Origin of the sequence: Leptolyngbya sp. O-77 (assembly GCF_001548395.1) — a bacterium.
In the GTDB taxonomy this organism is placed as follows: domain Bacteria; phylum Cyanobacteriota; class Cyanobacteriia; order Elainellales; family Elainellaceae; genus Thermoleptolyngbya.
In genome coordinates, this window is the sequence record NZ_AP017367.1 from 1,141,188 (window position 1) to 1,157,562 (window position 16,375).

Genomic DNA, 16,375 nt, shown 5'->3' on the forward strand with positions numbered 1-16,375 from the left:
ACGGGCTGGCGACCATTCCCCGCTTACTCGCAACCCACAGCCCATGCGCGTTCAATTCAAGATTCTTCGGCAACATGAAAAATTGGCTCCCTACACGGCCACCTACGAGCTAGAGGTAGACCCCGGCAATACGATCCTGGACTGCCTGAACCGCATTAAGTGGGAGCAGGACGGGGGGCTTGCCTTCCGCAAAAACTGTCGAAATACGATCTGTGGCAGTTGCTCAATGCGGATTAATGGACGCTCGGCGCTGGCCTGTAAAGAAAGCGTCGGCAGCGAGATGGCGCGGCTGCAAGCGATTGCCGCAATGGGCGATCGCCCCGCTGAGCAAAATGGTCATAGCGGCAAGGCGATTTCTGTGGCGGCATCCGCAGAGGCAGGGGCAGATGCCGCATTACACGAAGTCCCCACTTTCTTCATCGCGCCGATGGGCAATATGCCGGTGATTAAGGATCTCGTCGTGGACATGCAGAGCTTTTGGGACGGGCTGGAGGCAGTCGATCCCTATGTCAGCACGGCGGGACGACAGGTGCCCGAACGCGAGTTTTTGCAAACCCCAGAGGAGCGCGATCGCCTGAATCAAACAGGAAACTGTATTCTCTGCGGCGCGTGCTATTCCGAATGCAATGCCCGTGAGGTCAACCCAGACTTTGTAGGGCCCCACGCCCTAGCCAAGGCCTATCGCATGGTGGCCGACTCTCGCGATGCCCAAACCGAAGCCCGGCTAGAGGACTACAACCAGCCCGAATCTGGCGTGTGGGCCTGCACCCGCTGCTATTACTGCAATTCCGTCTGCCCGATGGAGGTTGCGCCGCTGGATCAGATCAGCAAGATTAAGCAGGAAATTCTCGACCGCAAGGATGCTAGCACCAGCCGATCGGTGCGCCATCGCAAGGTGCTTGTGGAGTTGGTGAAACAGGGCGGCTGGATCGATGAACGGCGCTTTGGACTGGCGGTAGTCGGCAATTCGTTCCGCGATTTGCAAGGGCTGGTCAGCCTTGGCCCGCTGGGTCTGCGGATGCTGGTGCGGGGCAAATTGCCGCTGCGGTTCGAGCCGTCGGAGGGTACGGGCGAAGTGCGATCGCTCATCGAAGCAGTTCAGGCCGTCGAGTCTGCCTCTACACCCAGTCGCCCGCCTCAACTCTGAGCCTGCCACTCGTTCTATTCTTGAACCATTTCTCTTGTTTTGAATTCGCTATGACAACTGAAACCCCCAAGCCCAATCCACCCGCACTCGACCCAGTACCACAGCCAGAGCCAGCGTTTGGCTGGACGCGCTATGCCGAGCAAATCAACGGCCGCTTTGCCATGATTGGCTTTGTGGCGCTGCTGCTGCTGGAGCTATTTACCCGGCAAGACTTTTTTACGTGGATTGGGCTGCGCTGATCCCTAGGGCGAATCCTTAGCGAACCGTCAGCACGTAGCGTCCGCGCCCGTTGCGATCGTAAGCATTGGCAATGATGCGATAGGTGCCCGTGCGCGGCAGCGTTACCGTCAGCCGAGAGTTTGTGCTGGTTGGAGATTCGTCATCGTTTTGCCCGACGACTCGGCCGTTGGCATCTAGCAGGATCAGGTACGTGTCAAACTCAATGCTCTCCATCGTGATGGTCACGGTTTGTCCGGCTCGTCCATCCAGTGCATATTCCTGATACAGGCTATTGTCTTCTGCCCAAACCAGCGAGTTGGGGCCCAGGGAACCCTCAACCTGAAGCAGGACACGGGTATTGGGACTGGGGGGCGTGGTGGCGGTGCCTGAGCCAGCGCCGGTGATCGCACTGAGGCGATAGCGACCCGTTTCCCCGGCTTCAAAGGTGTTCGCCAGGATGGTGTATAGCCCCGTTTCCGGCAGGACAGCGGTTAACCGAGCGTTGCGATCGCCCGCGCTGTCATTATCTTGAGCTAGGTCGCTGCCATCAGGGCGCAGCAAAATCAAATACGGATTCACCTCGCGGCTCGTCATTTCAATCGTCACTTCCTGCCCCGCCTGTCCTTGAAACGTGTAGGCGTTGAAGAAGCTGCCGTCGGAAGACAACACACCGCTGCTCGATGACAAGACCCCCTGAACCGGAGCGCCATTCAGCGTAATCCGTCGGGCGTTTGGTCCGCCGCCCAGTTGGGGAGCCTGCTGCGCGGTGCGGGGGGCCCGACCTTCCCGCACGGCCACCAAAAACGGCTGCACCCGATCCATCGAGATTGCGAATCCGATGCCCGTATTGCCCGATGTGCCTCGTGGCGAAAAAATTGCCGAGTTGACTCCAATCATTTGCCCTTGGCTGTTGAGCAAGGGCCCACCAGAGTTGCCAGGATTAATCGCGGCATCCGTCTGAATTAGTCCCCGATTTGTATCCAAACGGCTGACGATGCCCGTTGTAAAGGTGCCCTGAAACTGCCCAAAAGGGGTGCCAATCGCAAAGGCCCGCTGCCCGACTTCTACAGAACCGGGGTTGGCTAGGGGAACCGTCGGCAGATTTTGCGCCCGCACGCGCACTGCCGCCAAATCCAGCCCGCCCTCTGCAAAGGCAATCACTTCTCCATCGAGCCGCCGCCCGTCTGCCAAAATCACGCGCACCTGCCGAGCATTGCTGACCACATGGGCATTCGTGAGAATCAACCCGTCTGGGCTAATGATGCTGCCGCTGCCCGTGCTAGTCTGCGTCTGGATGGAGACGACCGCAGGGCTAGCCTGTCGATAGACCCGGACGTTGACTTCTTCGATGTCTTGCGCCTGGGCTACCCCGCGAGCGCCCAATCTAGTGGGAGCGGGAACGATTACATCAGCCAGCAAGACGCTACCCAAGGTGCCGAAGGCGAGCAGACCGGAGGTGACTTGGCGCAACAAGAAATAGCTCATGGTGAGGAGAGGAAATGCAGTGCAAAAGCAGACAGTGTTTTAAGCCGTTTCAAGCAGTGGTGAAGACCATTCGGCGTGAAGACCGATGGCAGGAACCATCCCGGCTATCAGCGCGGTGCGTCAATGACGCTGCGTGAGGGGACAAATCTGAACAGGGGTCTGGCGACTCAAGATCTGGTGACTTAGAATTTGGCAACTCAGAATTTGGCGATCGCCCTTGCCAGGGTTCTACTGGCTATGGTTCCCATTTTGACAACAACCCGCGAACTCGTCATCTGGAAACGGCAAAAGCATACGAAGATGTCTGGGATTAGGGAAGCAGATTTGTCCCCGCGGACTGGGGGCGATCGCCCTTGCGAGGTGCTTCATTGTCTCATTCTTCATTGGCTCCAGACAGTTGTCCGGTTAACTCAACGGCTTCAGGAAACGTTACAGGCGCGTCGATTTGAGAGCGTGGAGATTGAGAGTTTGGAGGGGGCGGGGGCAGCGGGGCGATCGCCGGACTGGGCGCAGCCTCGTCAGACGCTTGCGGCGGGGCATTAGACGCTTGCGGCTCTGCGGCTGATGGGGCGAAATTTGGCAGGGCCGAGTCAACCGCTGGGGCATCTGTGGGTGGCGGCTCGAGGGGCAGCGGAAAAGCGGGCGATGCCTCACGCTCCGGGTTTGCTTTAGTAAGCTTCTCACCTGGCGATTTTTCACCTAGCGATTTTCCACTCGGCGATTTCTCATCCGGTGAGGCTGTATCCAGAGGAGTTGCAGATAAATCGAGGGGCTTGCCAGCGCGATCGCACAGCACAATGTCCCAATGGCCGCTGGCGTTGGATTCGTAGGCGATGCGCTGCCCATCGGCGCTGATGCTGGGGTTGCGGACGCTAGCATTGAGTCCATCTGTCAGATTGCGGCGATATTGAATCTGGCGATCGTAGAGATAAATATCTTGTCGCCCCTGGCGACTGGCCGCAAACACGATGAACCGTCCATTGGCCGAAACGCTGGGATGTTCTGCGGCCATGTCGATGGCGTTGAGGCCGGGCAAATCCACCAAGCGACGATGCGGCAGGTCGTAGAGATAGACATCCTGGCTGCCGTTTCGGTCGGAAACGAAGACGAGATAATCTCCCGATAGCTGCGGCTCTTGCTGGGCAAAGGGACTGTTGAGGGTCTGCCCGCTGGCATCGGACGGTAGGTTCAGCAGGTGGGGGTAGGTGCAGCCGCCCAGCAGCAACAGGAGGGCGATCGCCAGCACCCATCGGAGATATCTCACAACATCAACCCGGGCGTATCGAACATTGATCGCTGCAATGGGCCTTGCCCTGCTGCGTCTAGTTCCATTGTTCCAGTTCTAGCGCACATCGGAGCGAATTCAGCCAGGGGCAAGGAGTCAGCATAGCACGGTCAGCCGTCCAGCAAGTCTGGCTCGATGCCGGGGCCCCGATCTAACACCTGGATCATCCATTTGCCGTCGCGGCCTAGCTCAAAAGCGACGTAGCGCCCGTCGGGGCTGATGCTGGGGTTTCGCACCCAGCCGCGATAGCCAGAGGTTAGCACCTGAGCTTGCTTGGTGATGCGATCGTAGAGTTCGACCTCTGGGCGACCACTGCCGCTGGCAACGTAGACAATATAGCGGGCGGTGTTGCTGAGGCTGGGATGTTCGGCGACAGCATCCCATCGATTCAGCCGGGGCAAATCGACAAACTGCTGCCGCTTCAGGTCATAGAGCAAAATGCCGCGATTGCCCTTGCGGTTCGAGACAAATGCCACATACTGCCCATTGCCGCTGAGGGCGGGCTGTTCGTCGGTATAGCGGCTATTGAGCGGTACGGGTGGCTCAGAGCGCTCTGGCTGAATGGCGATCGCCCGACTGCAAGCGGTGTTCAGACCCAGCAGGAGTAGCGCTAGAACCGGAAGCACGGAGCGAACAGCAGCACGGAGGGCGATCGCCTGATGGAAGCGCCGCAATCGGGCCATCATTTGACAAAACTTCCAGCCCAGCGATCGCCTAAGGGGTGTGAACCCTGCCCAGTTAAAATACAGGGACTTCCAGAACTTGCGCCAGCCCCAATGCCAATCCCAGTGCCAGGTCCCAGTCCAGACCCTAATCAAAGTTAGAAGAGTTGTCCGCCTCGTCATCGGAATAATCCACCGGCTGATAATCGACATAATCAGCCGAGGGGCGTGCAGGCTCATCATCGTCCCAGCGAGCATTGACATCCTCTACTGAGCGAGGACGGCGGGGGCGGGAACCAGAGTCTCGACTGCTCGACCGGGAACTGCTGCGGCTCGAAGCATAGTCACTGCCGTAGTCACTGGCAGAATAGCCGGAAGCGTAGTCAGAAGAATAATCGCTGCTGTAATCGGTAGACGGCTCTTCCCAAGAGCGATCGCGCCCATAGGATGAAGCGCTATAGTCGTCATCCCAAGCGTCGCGCTCTGGGCGGACGGGTGGGCGAGTCTCTCCAGAACTGCGGCGACGACGGCTAGAAGAACCAGAGCGATCGGCACTGCCGCGAATGGCGGGGCGACGGCTGCTGCTGCCGTAATCTTCCGTTGGCTCAGTGCGATAGTCGCGGCTGGCTCGGATGCGTCGGCTAGCCGGACGCTCATCTACTGCGCCCAATTCGTCTAGCTCAGCGCGATAGACGCGGCTAACCGGACGTTCATCATCTACGATTTGCCCACCCCCGCCAAAGCGCTTGGCTTGCTCGGTCGTCGCCCCCCGCAGGCGCAGCGTTTCCAGCGCAAAGGCCGTCGCTGCACCAGCCATCAGATAAAAGCCAAAGGTCAGAATCGGGTCGAGTCGCCACCCCTGGAACATCAGGATCGTTCCACACAAGAGCGACACAGCGGACAGCGCGATGTCCTGATCGCGGGCAACCTGCGGGCGAAAGTTTCGCAAGAAGTAGAGCCCAGCGCCACCGACTGCCAGAGCAATTCCCAGAAAGGCAGCCGGATTGCCGCCAAACACCACCTGTGCCAGAACGGGTTGGGGCTGTATCCAGGCGGCACTGACCATTCCCATCGCAGCGTGTCCGAAATCCACCAACATCTATAGTTTCTCCCTTAATCTGCCCTAACCCTAGCGACTCTCATCCTAACGATTTGTCAAGGAAAGCACCACCGCATCGATAAGCAGCCGTGCCCAAAGTACCTGTCTAGCTTGTCTAGCCGGTTCAGAACACTGCATTTTTATGCTAGCCCTATTAAACAAGTTTGGGCGAGACTTGCTCGCCCAGACACCTATCTCCGCGTTGCGCCGACTCGGGAGCACACAACCGGCCCGCCAAAGTCAGATCGTCAGCAGCCTCAGAGGCAGCTTCGGAATTATCCTTACAGAAGCACTAGGAGCGCTGAATTTTATCCTTTTGGCTGATAAAGATGAGACCGACTGCTGTTGGCACAACCACAATCAGGAGGCCAGCTAGCAAGCTGTAGAAGAAGTTCATCAAAGAGGGAGTCATGGGTGTTTAACCTTAAAGTTTGGCGACTTTGTTATAAACAATTCTATCGGTCGGTTAACCGCTTGAGAAGCGTTTTGCGGGAAAGGATTTTTGGTGAGGCTGCTGACGGGAGAGCGATCGCCCTAAAATGACGGCACGACAGTCGGCTAACGGACACAGGCTCAGCGTAAAATGGGAGTCGAGAGGGTTGCTAAATGTAACAATCTTGTCTGACTTTTCTCAGAAATCTGGGTTCTGGGAGCCGGTCTTTCGGGAATTTGGGTTAGCCGTTTTAGCAAATATGGCGGGTTGAGCTATGACTTCGGTGGCGATCGCTTCTTTGGTATTAAGCCTTGGGCTGGGGCTGATGATTCTCCTCTGCATTTTTCGCATCGTCCTCACCTGGTATCCCCAGATCGACCTGACCCAAATGCCATTTAAGCTGGTGGCGCTGCCAACGGAACCCTTCCTTGCGCCCACCCGAAAAATCGTCAAACCCTTTGGAGGGGTTGATATTTCCCCCATCATCTGGGTTGGCATTTTTAGCCTGCTCCGCGAACTGCTCCTAGGGCAGCAGGGCTTATTAACCATGCTCACCTATTAAGACATCTATTAAGACAGACATCTATTAAGACATCCGTAAGATACCTACTAGGACTTACGCATTTGCAATCAAATTTTCTGGGTTTTGGACGAGTTCTCGTGGTCTGCGCCCGAAAGAACTCGTCCAACTGCGTAAGTCCTAACCTAATTAAGAATTTAGAGCGGGACTAATGTGACGAGAGGAATTGTGTGTCTTCTCCCTCACGTTCTTGTTGCTTACTACCCCTGCTGTCGCCCCCTACTCTATGCCTTCCAGCAAGGTCTGCACTCGCCCATCGGGATACAGCACCACCCGCAGCGTGGCGCGGCGACCTGTGGGCAGGGGTGACACCAACGTTTCGCCCATCAGCGGCATTCCAGAGCGATCGACGTAAATGCCTGCTGCTTCGCCCAGAGGAACAACTTGCTGCACCACGCCGTTTGCAGCGACAATCACGCGATATTCCAGCGCCCGGTTCAGGTTTTCGGGCGGCTGCCAGCGAGACTGAAAGTATTGCTGTGCTTCGCCAACCTGGGGAATGCTGCCCGTGGACAAACGGGACGGGGCAGAACGCATCGCTGCGTCGGGTCGGGACGAGTCGGCAGCAAAGGAGCCGCTGGCGGCTTCAGCGTTTTCTTCTGGCAGGCCCATCACAGTTGGGTCAGGCAAATCCCCGGTTCGCGCTATTGCGGCGGGATCTTCGGGAAGCAGCACTGGAGCAGGAGCCGCCGCCGGACGCTGGACAGGTGGCTGGGGAATGACCTGGGGCGGCGCGGCTGGGACTGCTGGCGGGCGGACTGGGGCTGCCTGGGGTGCGGGCTGCGGGAGGGTGGCTTGTCCGGGAGCGGCTCCAGTAGGCGGAGTGGGCAGCGGCAGGGTGGCTCCTGGCGGAATGGTGGGGATCGGCGGCGGGCTGGGCAGCGCGGCGGGGCTGGGAACCTGGGCGGTTGCTTCAGGAAGCGTTGTGGTGCTGTAGGCTTCTGGCGCAGGCTGGTTTGCGCTCAGTTCCGATGGCTCTGCGTTTTCTGTGGCAACCGTTGCGCTGGGCGGTGCGTTCACGTCCATCACAAACTTGGCAATGCTGCCCGTCACCCCGACAGCCAGCACGGCTACCGCGGCCACCCGCAGCCATTCGGGCGATCGCCTCGTTCCCCCAACATGGGGCAAATCTACCGCTAGCGACTCGGCTGTGTAGGCATCTAGCGCCTCTGCCAGATCCACCAACTGCGTTGTGCTAAGGCGAACCGTGTCTACCGCTGCGCTCGCCGCCAGCGTCCCTAGATGCAGTTCATGGGCCAGCAGACCTAGCGGCTTCAGTTGGATGCCTTCTGCGCCAACCCGCAGGTCTACCCCGTCGCGATTGACGATTTCAAGGCCCTGAGCTGGGGTCTTGTCCTCCGGCAGACCTTGGGCGACCACTGCGACCAAGGGCGATCGCTCTGGGGCCAGCCGCAGCAGTGCCTCATCCGCCAACCCTGCATCGGAACCAAGCAGACGCGCCACATACTCGCTGACGGTTGCGTGCAGCGCTTCTAGCTGACGGCGATCGCCCTGTACCTCCAACTGCTGCTCTGTCGGGCGACGCGGATCGTCAAACCGCAGATTGAACCGCACGTTTTTCATGACCGTCTGATCAGTCCAGCGCGACAGCGCCGACCCAGTGGCCCGCACCTCTAGCGTGCAGGTTGGGGGGGTGTATCGTCGGAGAACGGCAGGTGGCATGTTAGGCGTTGGCAGTGAGGGATCAAGGGTTCGGAGGAAAATCAGGGACGGCTCTGCGGTTCACTTAGCTCGGTCAATCAGCGCCAGCCACAGCCGCCGGGGGCCATGCGGGGTGCTATAAAACAGCAGGTCGATCAGCAGCTTGAGGGCGAGGTAGGTGAGATGGTCAGGAGTCACTGCATCGTCGTCCATCCGCTCCTGATAGGTGTTGTGGAAGGTGTCGAGGTAGTCGCCCAAGAGCGCGGTTTGGTGCGGTTCGCGGCCCTGCTCGGTGAGTTGCTCTAGCAGCGTGACAGCCCGACGGATGAGTTCCTGGTGCTGCTGGGCCAGGTGGCAGATGATCAGCACGAGCGATCGCGCTTCGTCCACGTCCATGCGTTTGCGCCCTTGCCCCTTCCGCAGCGGGCTGGATTGTCGCAGCCGCCACAGCGCTACCCGATCGGCAACGACTTCCGTCAAACCTAGCGTTTCTGCTGCCTGGAGCATCGCGTCGGAGCCAATGCCCGCCAGTGCCTCTAGCGCCAGCAGCACCAAGTCAAGCTGAGCCTTGATGCTGTCTAGCTGGGCGGGGTCGGGCTGGTTGGCTAGGGGCAGCGCGTCCTGCACAGAGGCGCGGGGCTTGGTGGTCGGCGGCATAAGTCTAGACTAAGGCAGGCGTAACGCGAAGGAGACTCGGTTACAGGTCTTGAAACCAGACGCGCAGAATCAGCGGTCGAGTTCCCTCCAATCGTACCGCGTTGGCTGGAGGATCAGGCTGCAACTATGCCGATCGCCAAGTGCCGTGGAAGCCGATGGGGATGACGCTGGGCAGCCCCAGCCGGCAGATGGGGCCTGCTTCTAGGCGATCGCCCGCGTAGATCCAGACCTCGCTCTGGTGGCGATTGCCATCGTAGACCACCGTCAGCAGCCAGCCCTGAGCAGGATGCTCTGGATCGGGCGCAAAAATTGGCTCCACGACGTAGCGGCGGGGCCCGGCGGCGGCGACAGTGAGCGTGTCGGTGGTGTGGTCATAGCGGGCGATCGCCCCAAACAGCTCTCCTTGCTCCTCCGCTTTCGGTAGGTGAACCGTGAGGTAGGTGTGCTTCCAGGGCTGCCCCACGTCTCTCGGTGCAACAGTGGGAAACTCGCAGCCCCGCTCCACCACAGCGCTCATGCCCAGCACCCTGGCAGACTGCGGATCGAGGCGCAGTTCCCACAGTGTGCCCGTGGTGCGGGTGGTGGTGTGGCCTGTAGCGACTTCCTTGAGGAACTGATTCGTCGAAAAATCGGGATAGCGAACCAGATTCAGCAGGATGTCTCCCTCTGCCGTTTCTGCGCCGTTGCCTAAGTGCCACTGAAACCAGGGTTCTGCCTCGCCCCGGCTAACCAGGGACAGGCTTTCCCGATCAAAGATCCAGATTTGCGTACCCATCTCCGGCTTCCAGGCGAAGGCATCGCTGGCGCTTTGTAGATTCAGCAACAGCGGCAGCGCCTTAATCCGCACCGGATTCACCAAAAACACGAGGTATCGTCCCGCCAGCACAAAGTCATGCACCAGCGGAATACCCTCCAGCGGAATTGCCGCCCGCCGCTTCACTGTGCCATCTGCTGCACAGTGATAGAGATTTAGCACGGCGCTGTGCCCAAAGGACAAGCCAAAGTTAAAAATTTCTCCCGTGCGGCCGTCGCGCTTGGGATGGGCCGAAAAAGGCAGCCCGTCCAGTCCAGCGACGTTCTCCGCGCCGAGGGTTTCCAGGGTTTCCAGGTCGAGCGCGTGGGGCAGTCCGGCTTCCCACAGCGCCAAAAGGCGATCGCCCAGTGCCAGGACGGCGGTATTCGCCACGTTTTTAGGCGATTTGCCAAATCTTGCCCACAGCGGCCCTGGCGGGGTCATGCCGTAATTTCCAAACAGCAGCCGTCTCGCCGCTTCCTCTGCCCGATAGCCCGCCGTTTGCACATAGCGATAGGTGGCCGTAGCCGCGCCCTTGGCAAACCGCACCGCCAGAATCGCCCCGTCACCGTCGAACCAGTGTCCCATGCGCTGCCCGCCGCGCTCCAACCGCCCTGGCCCGTTGCGATAGAGCGTGCCTTGCAGTCCAAAAGGAACCTGCCCTTCTAGAACAGGCAGGGGGGTGGGCGAAAATTCTTGGGCCGTGTGCAGAACCGCTGCGGCCCAGGCAGGTGAGGATGTTGGGGAGTGGAGACTGGCAGAAACGGAACGCATAATCGCTGAAGGCTGCTAGCGATAGCGTAGCGTACTCGTGGGATACGGGGCGATTGGCAGGCTGTCTAACGGGCGATCGCTCGCTATTGCTCTTGATGATGCTCTCCCTCGATCATCCTCTACGGAGATTCCCCTTTAGTATTTGTTTTAGTATTCAACCCAGGGTTCCTCCACTAAGTCCGCTGAATCCGCAGGCGCGTCATCTGGATCATCCCCAATCGCGGCTGGCTCTGCCTCTGAGGCGGGTTCGCTCAGGTTGGCATCCGCCGCAGGAACAGGCGCTTCAACTGGGGCGATCGCCCCTTCAGCAGCAGGTGCCGGAGTCATGGGCGGAGCCACGTTTGGCTGAACAGCGGGGTTGGAAATTGCCTTCGCAGGTTCGGGAGCTTTGTGGGTTGGAGACGCCTCGGCTCCGCTGGGCAAGATTCTGGGCGAGAGGGGTTCCTCGGTGGAATAGTCGATAAAGCTGTCGCCGGGCGCATGACCCGGATCGGCGGGCGTGTCGGTAAAGGACTTGGCGGGTGCGTCAGAGGGCGAAGCGGCAGGATCTGCCGGGAGGGGAGCCTGACGATCCAGAATAATCGGTGTCTTGAGCGGCTGGTCAAACAGGGCCGAGGCTTGCTCCAGGTAGCGCAGAATGTCTTGGCCTTTATCGGCGGGGGCGATCGCCGCCTTATTCTGCTTCACCTGCACGGGCAAAAACTCCAGCCGCATCTGTTCTTCGCGCAGCGACACCTTCAGCATGGCGGTGTCATAGTCGGCTGGCTCGGTGCTGGTAGATTTGTCGGGATTTTCTGGTTGAAAGATAAAGTCGCCCAGAGAATAGGCGATCGCCCGTCCCTTGTAGATCTCTGCCCCTTGCAGCACGGTGGGATGATAGCCCACAACGAGATCGGCACCGTGGTCAATCGCAAAGCGGCAGAGCCGCATCTGGCGATCGCTCGGAAAGCTGGCCAACGCCTCGCCCCAGCGATAGTTCACCACTACCCAATCGACCTGGCTGCGAATCGCGTCGATATCCTCAGCGATTTGCTCCTCTAGCGCCGGATTGGTGCCCGCCCGCCAGAAACTTGCCGCCTGCAAGTCTGAATCGCTATACCCCAGGTAGGCAATGCGCTTGCCCCGCACCTCCACAATTTCGGGCTGGCGGGCTTCGCGGCGGTTGCGCCCCGCCCCGACCGGACGTAGCCCCTGCTGCTCTAGGGTTTGAATCGCCTGCCTGATCTGAGCAGCAGGCGTATCTGCCGACCCAGTTCCTGCGACGTGATTTCCTGCTGCCACACTTACCATCGTCAGCCCTGCATTGGGCAAGGGCGACGGTTCTGCCGCGATATCTTCCAATACGGGCGGGTCGAGCCGCGTCAGCAGCACATCGGGATAGGGATAGGGCGTAGGAGCCGCGTCTGGCACGGGGCCATGCAGAGAGGGCACGCGGAAAGGCGACTCGCTGCTAAAGGCCAGCGTTACGGTGGTGGGGTCGGGCACGGTAGAGAGGTCAGACGCGGGCCGCAGCACCGGAATCCGACCCGTTGGCGTGGTTACCGTAGGCGTTCCCGTCAGCAGGGCCACCGGATCGAGTCGTCGCATTAGCTCAACACCGCAGCCCACCAAAAACACTGCTGCCGCTGTGGTTGCCATGCGGCCAACCTGAGACGGACTGACCCGCTCTGCCGTGTCCAACAGCCGATCGACTGTGATATTAAACGCCTGCACCGTGGCATCCATTGCCGCATCGAAGGTTTGCACGGTGGACATGCCCCACGCCTGCCAATCAGGCAGGGTCAGCGTCACGGTCGGCCAGTCCATGCGGGGCAGTTCTACGGAAATGGGCGGAAGGTGAACGGTTGGAAGGTGAACGGTTGGAAGATGAACGGTTGGAAGATGAACGGTTGGAAGATGAACAGCGGGCAACGCCACCCGTGGCAGCGTTACTGCGACGGGACGGAGCGGCCGACGCTGAGCAGTCTTGCGGTGGCGTGGGCGGACTGCACGACTGGAATGAACCACCAGCGCGTTTGGGGGAGTGGTTGCCGGACGACGCGGGCGAATGGGCCGTGCCACCAGACGTTCTGCCACCTGCTCAGGGGCGGGCTGCACTGGGGCAACGGTTCGGCCGCGTAAAGAAGCCGTGCGGCGTGGCGATCGCCCCATCGGTTGTCGCTGAGTCCTGCGGCGCGGCGTACTTACCAGAGGAGGTACAGGATTTGGCGCAGGCGCGGCGGATAGCCGAAAGGACTGATCCCAGCGGATATCGGCAGACCCCATGACGCGCCCCAGCACGCGCACCCCCTCAATCAAATGAGAATTGAGCCGGACGAGGCGGCTGCAAATGAAGCGATTGAGGCGATCGCGCTCTGGCTCTCGGAAAAACTCCACCATCACCAGCAGCCAGCCGGGCCGATCCAGCGCGACACGGGCATAGATATTTTGCGGCACAAGGTAGGTGTTCAACCAGTAGGCGATCGCCCGAAAATCTCCGGCCCGCGCCAGTTGCAATACAGACGGTTGAGAGAAGGTATCCAAGTCCATAGCCATTTCAAAACATCTTTGAAGGTTCAACCAAATAACCGCCCGCCGCGCCGACCGAAGCCCGGTTTAGCAGATCGCTTGTCTCATCGAACAAGAGTACCCACAGTGTATCGAAAGAAGCGGAAACTTAACGAATTTTGTCTGTGATCAATATCACCCATAGTCTGCGTTTAGCATCACGGGTTAGGAGCGATCGCCGTCAAGCCAGGAAATACGGAAGTCCCTAACAATTAGATACTTAGACTAGGTTTTTCAGTTTCTAAAGACTTTGGTGAAACGCACCCATCATGCACCAGTACAGTTGCGCTTAGACCCATTGCTTAGATAGGTCTTTCAGATGGGTCGCTTGGGTCGTTGCGCTCAAGCCATTGTCAAATTTCACCTCAGGTTGCGCTCAGAGTTCCTGCCCAAGTCCCCCAATTCAGCCACAGAAAACTCGTTATGTCTAACCGTGGTTCTATGATTGATCGGCTCGTTCGCTCGGCGCTCCAGACGGGCTGCCTCAGCGTCGAATCCGAAGGTTTGATTCGCCAGATCCTTAACACCCAGTTGCAGAGCGAGGTAGACCTGAAAGCGCTGCAACTGCTCCATAGCGCTGTGCAGCAGGGACGAGTGCAGCGGGAAGCGCCGGAATCCGTTGCGCCACCGGGGCTGTAGCGATCGCCCATCCAGTTTTGGCAGACTCTTGGCGCTGATTCCAGGGCAGTTTTAGCGCGAGCGATACGCCGTGCCCTGGTGTTTGCGTCTAGAATCTGCGGTAGGTTTTAGCTGCGATCGCCCCAATGTCCATCATGCCCGACCCCAATTCACCACCGCGCCCGCCAGAGCATCCTCTATCTTCCGATGCCGCTGCCGACTTGACGGTTTCCCTCTCTTCTGCTGCCAGCAGCGACGAAGACGAGGTGGCAAAGCTCCCCCGCACGGTCACACGGCTGGCTAGTCCTAGAAATCGCGGGCTAATCACGGTTGATCGGGGCAATCAATACGCCCCCATGCGGGCTGAAGAGTTAGAAGCGCTGCCCGCCGGCCAGCAAAAGCCCATGCTGCTGGCGCTGGGCGTGGCAATCGCCGTAACGCTGGTGGGACTGGCGTTTAATCTGGGCTGGCTGGGCATTGTTGGGTCGCTAGTGGCGCTGCTGCTATCGGTGCAGGTGGTTTGGGAAGATCTCTATGCGGCCTTTCGAGAAGTGCTGTCGGCTCGACAGCAGGTGTTGGCGATCGCCCTAGTGGGGCTGAGTGTTGGGCTGGTTGGGCTGGTGCGGTTTAGCCCTCTGGGAACCTGGATGAGTGCCTGGGCGGCACAGCTGGATTGGGATGCCGTGGGTGCGCTGGGCGAGGTCTTTGGGGCAATCGGGCAGATCTTAATCGCCGTGATTGCGGTCTATGTGGCCTGGCGGCAATATGTGATTTCCAAAGACCTGACGATTCAGCAAAACCTGATTACCCAGCAGCAGACCATCGATTCTTACTTTCAGGGCATTTCTGAACTGGTGCTGGACTCCGAGGGGTTGCTAGAAGATTGGCCCCAAGAACGGGCGATCGCCGCTGGACGCACCGCCGCGATTCTCAGCAGCGTCGATGCGGGTGGCAAAGCCAAGGTGATTCGGTTTCTGTCGCGATCGCGCCTGTTGACCCCGTTAAAGCGCGATCGCCTACTGGGACGCGCCATCCTGGACGGGGTGGGCGGCTACGAAGAAGACCGCACCTTTGGCGTGCGCGTGATTGATTTGGGGGTGATGCTGGCGGGTGCGAACCTGGCGGGCACTGACCTGCGCTGGACCGATCTCAGCGACGCAAATCTAATCCGCGCCAACCTCAGCGATTGTGACCTAGTGAAGGCAAACTTTTCCCGAACCATTCTCTGCGAAGCGAGTTTGGCAGGAGCAGACTTGCAAAGCGCCCGCTTCTTCTACGGTTCCGCCAAAACTGCCACCCCCCGCAGCCGCACGCACCCACCCGACTACGCCACAGGAGCCTACACGGGTGCAGTGATCGAAGATGCCGATTTCACCAACGCCACCCGCATGTCTGAGGAATTGCGGTGGTATTGCTGCGCCTGGGGCGGCGAAAAAACCCGTGCTACGATTCCCGGCGGCTGCGAAGGGATTCCCAATCTGCTGGATGCGTCCCGCTAGCAGCAGGGAGACTGAAACCGGGGCGATCGCCCTCCGCGTTCAAGCGGCAGATTTTTTGAGGCTCCAGATTTTTTGAGGAGATCTTCACCTCCCTGCTTCCCTGCTAAAATAGCAAGGCGTCAATACGAATGATGCCCATCGGGGGAGTTAGCTCAGTTGGTAGAGCGCTGCGATCGCACCGCAGAGGCCAGGGATTCGAGTTCCCTACTCTCCATTTCCAAAACACACTTCCAGGGCTGTTTTCCAAAACCTTTTCCAGGGCCTTCATCGGCTAATTGGGAGCTTTTTTGTAGGAGTTAGAGGGGTTTAGCGGGCGATCGCCCCCTGCCTTGGGGTTGCCTGGTTCGTGCTGCCTTCCCTTGCGCTTTGTCACCAAGATATTGAGCAATGTAAACCGATTTCAACTTTGGTAAAAGGGCTTCCAAATCTAAATAGGTTAGTGTTAGTTTAAATGCAGGCACAAATCTGGTTAAGAACCCAGAAAAACCAAGTCTTTTGGAGATGAGCGTTGTGCCTCCGGCTTAATCTCCGGCATCACACTCGATGCGATTAGTCTTTACATCCTATGGTCAGAGCGAGTCGTACATTTCAAGTTGCTAGACCGCTATCTACAGTCCGAAGGTCAGCAGCAAGTCAATGTCACTCCATAGCTTCAACACCTTCTATAGAGGTTGGATGAAAGGCTAATAGGCAAGAGCTTTGTGATGGCTTCTGGTCAACCCTTAGTAAATCGAACTGAGCTTCACTGACAACTACTTCGTATAGTTTTCAACTAGTGGCTGATGCTGTTCAGCTAGGAGAGTTCATTCAGTTTTGATCCGATCAATTTGATTGATCGAGATTAGGTTCAAATCGAGTTCAAGTTCAATTGGAACCGTTCAATTTGGTTCAGTGTTCAAGTTAAGTTGAATCCAG

General features: G+C 58.8%; 14 protein-coding genes and 1 tRNA gene. 6 read left to right on the forward strand and 9 right to left on the reverse strand.

Annotation, left to right across the window (positions count from 1 at the left end; genetic code table 11):
* Window positions 1-43 precede the first annotated feature (43 nt).
* Both O77CONTIG1_RS04875 and O77CONTIG1_RS04880 read left to right on the forward strand, forming a co-directional pair.
* Window positions 44-1,147, forward strand: a complete 1,104-nt coding sequence (locus O77CONTIG1_RS04875) for a succinate dehydrogenase/fumarate reductase iron-sulfur subunit (RefSeq protein ID WP_068508546.1) — start codon at window positions 44-46, stop codon at window positions 1,145-1,147.
* Between the two features lie 50 nt (window positions 1,148-1,197).
* Window positions 1,198-1,386, forward strand: a complete 189-nt coding sequence (locus O77CONTIG1_RS04880) for a chlorophyll a/b-binding protein (protein WP_068508548.1) — start codon at window positions 1,198-1,200, stop codon at window positions 1,384-1,386.
* A gap of 16 nt (window positions 1,387-1,402) precedes the next feature.
* Here the strand turns inward: O77CONTIG1_RS04880 and O77CONTIG1_RS04885 are convergent, their stop codons facing one another.
* The 5 genes from O77CONTIG1_RS04885 to psbX form a co-directional block, all read right to left on the reverse strand.
* Complete coding sequence (locus O77CONTIG1_RS04885) at window positions 1,403-2,851, reverse strand: trypsin-like peptidase domain-containing protein (protein ID WP_068508550.1); 1,449 nt, start codon at window positions 2,849-2,851, stop codon at window positions 1,403-1,405.
* Window positions 2,852-3,224: 373 nt separating this feature from the next.
* Window positions 3,225-4,115: a TolB family protein gene (locus tag O77CONTIG1_RS26655; RefSeq protein ID WP_197673325.1), complete on the reverse strand. Its 891-nt coding sequence runs from the start codon at window positions 4,113-4,115 to the stop codon at window positions 3,225-3,227.
* Window positions 4,116-4,246: 131 nt separating this feature from the next.
* On the reverse strand, window positions 4,247-4,822 hold the full coding sequence (locus O77CONTIG1_RS04895) for a TolB family protein (protein WP_225894688.1): 576 nt from the start codon (window positions 4,820-4,822) through the stop codon (window positions 4,247-4,249).
* Between the two features lie 124 nt (window positions 4,823-4,946).
* The gene (locus O77CONTIG1_RS04900; protein WP_225894689.1) at window positions 4,947-5,870 is read right to left on the reverse strand and encodes a Ycf66 family protein; all 924 of its coding nucleotides are present in this window, start codon (window positions 5,868-5,870) and stop codon (window positions 4,947-4,949) included.
* Between the two features lie 319 nt (window positions 5,871-6,189).
* Entirely contained in the window at window positions 6,190-6,309 is a 120-nt protein-coding gene (psbX, locus tag O77CONTIG1_RS23310; RefSeq protein WP_084782195.1) for a photosystem II reaction center X protein, read from the reverse strand.
* A gap of 295 nt (window positions 6,310-6,604) precedes the next feature.
* On the opposite strand from psbX, the gene O77CONTIG1_RS04910 reads away from it, so the two are divergent.
* Window positions 6,605-6,892 (forward strand): YggT family protein, encoded by a 288-nt coding sequence (locus O77CONTIG1_RS04910; protein WP_068508555.1) that lies wholly within the window; start codon window positions 6,605-6,607, stop codon window positions 6,890-6,892.
* A gap of 237 nt (window positions 6,893-7,129) precedes the next feature.
* Here O77CONTIG1_RS04910 and O77CONTIG1_RS04915 read toward each other — a convergent pair whose 3' ends face one another.
* The 4 genes from O77CONTIG1_RS04915 to O77CONTIG1_RS04930 all read right to left on the reverse strand — a co-directional run bounded on the left by O77CONTIG1_RS04915 (window position 7,130) and on the right by O77CONTIG1_RS04930 (window position 13,331).
* Window positions 7,130-8,593, reverse strand: a complete 1,464-nt coding sequence (locus O77CONTIG1_RS04915; RefSeq protein ID WP_084782198.1) for a DUF4335 domain-containing protein — start codon at window positions 8,591-8,593, stop codon at window positions 7,130-7,132.
* Between the two features lie 60 nt (window positions 8,594-8,653).
* The gene (locus tag O77CONTIG1_RS04920; protein WP_068508557.1) at window positions 8,654-9,229 is read right to left on the reverse strand and encodes a DUF3038 domain-containing protein; all 576 of its coding nucleotides are present in this window, start codon (window positions 9,227-9,229) and stop codon (window positions 8,654-8,656) included.
* Between the two features lie 124 nt (window positions 9,230-9,353).
* Complete coding sequence (locus O77CONTIG1_RS04925; protein WP_068508561.1) at window positions 9,354-10,796, reverse strand: carotenoid oxygenase family protein; 1,443 nt, start codon at window positions 10,794-10,796, stop codon at window positions 9,354-9,356.
* Window positions 10,797-10,943: 147 nt separating this feature from the next.
* Complete coding sequence (locus O77CONTIG1_RS04930) at window positions 10,944-13,331, reverse strand: CapA family protein (RefSeq protein ID WP_084782200.1); 2,388 nt, start codon at window positions 13,329-13,331, stop codon at window positions 10,944-10,946.
* Window positions 13,332-13,784: 453 nt separating this feature from the next.
* Here O77CONTIG1_RS04930 and O77CONTIG1_RS04935 point away from each other — a divergent pair, with 453 nt between their 5' ends.
* The 3 genes from O77CONTIG1_RS04935 to O77CONTIG1_RS04945 all read left to right on the forward strand — a co-directional run bounded on the left by O77CONTIG1_RS04935 (window position 13,785) and on the right by O77CONTIG1_RS04945 (window position 15,674).
* Window positions 13,785-13,982, forward strand: coding sequence for a hypothetical protein (locus tag O77CONTIG1_RS04935; RefSeq protein ID WP_068508563.1), 198 nt, complete (start codon window positions 13,785-13,787; stop codon window positions 13,980-13,982).
* Window positions 13,983-14,107: 125 nt separating this feature from the next.
* A complete protein-coding gene (locus O77CONTIG1_RS04940; RefSeq protein ID WP_068508564.1) occupies window positions 14,108-15,460 on the forward strand; it encodes a pentapeptide repeat-containing protein in 1,353 nt (450 codons plus the stop codon).
* A gap of 141 nt (window positions 15,461-15,601) precedes the next feature.
* Window positions 15,602-15,674: transfer RNA gene (locus O77CONTIG1_RS04945), tRNA-Ala, on the forward strand.
* Window positions 15,675-16,375 lie beyond the last annotated feature (701 nt).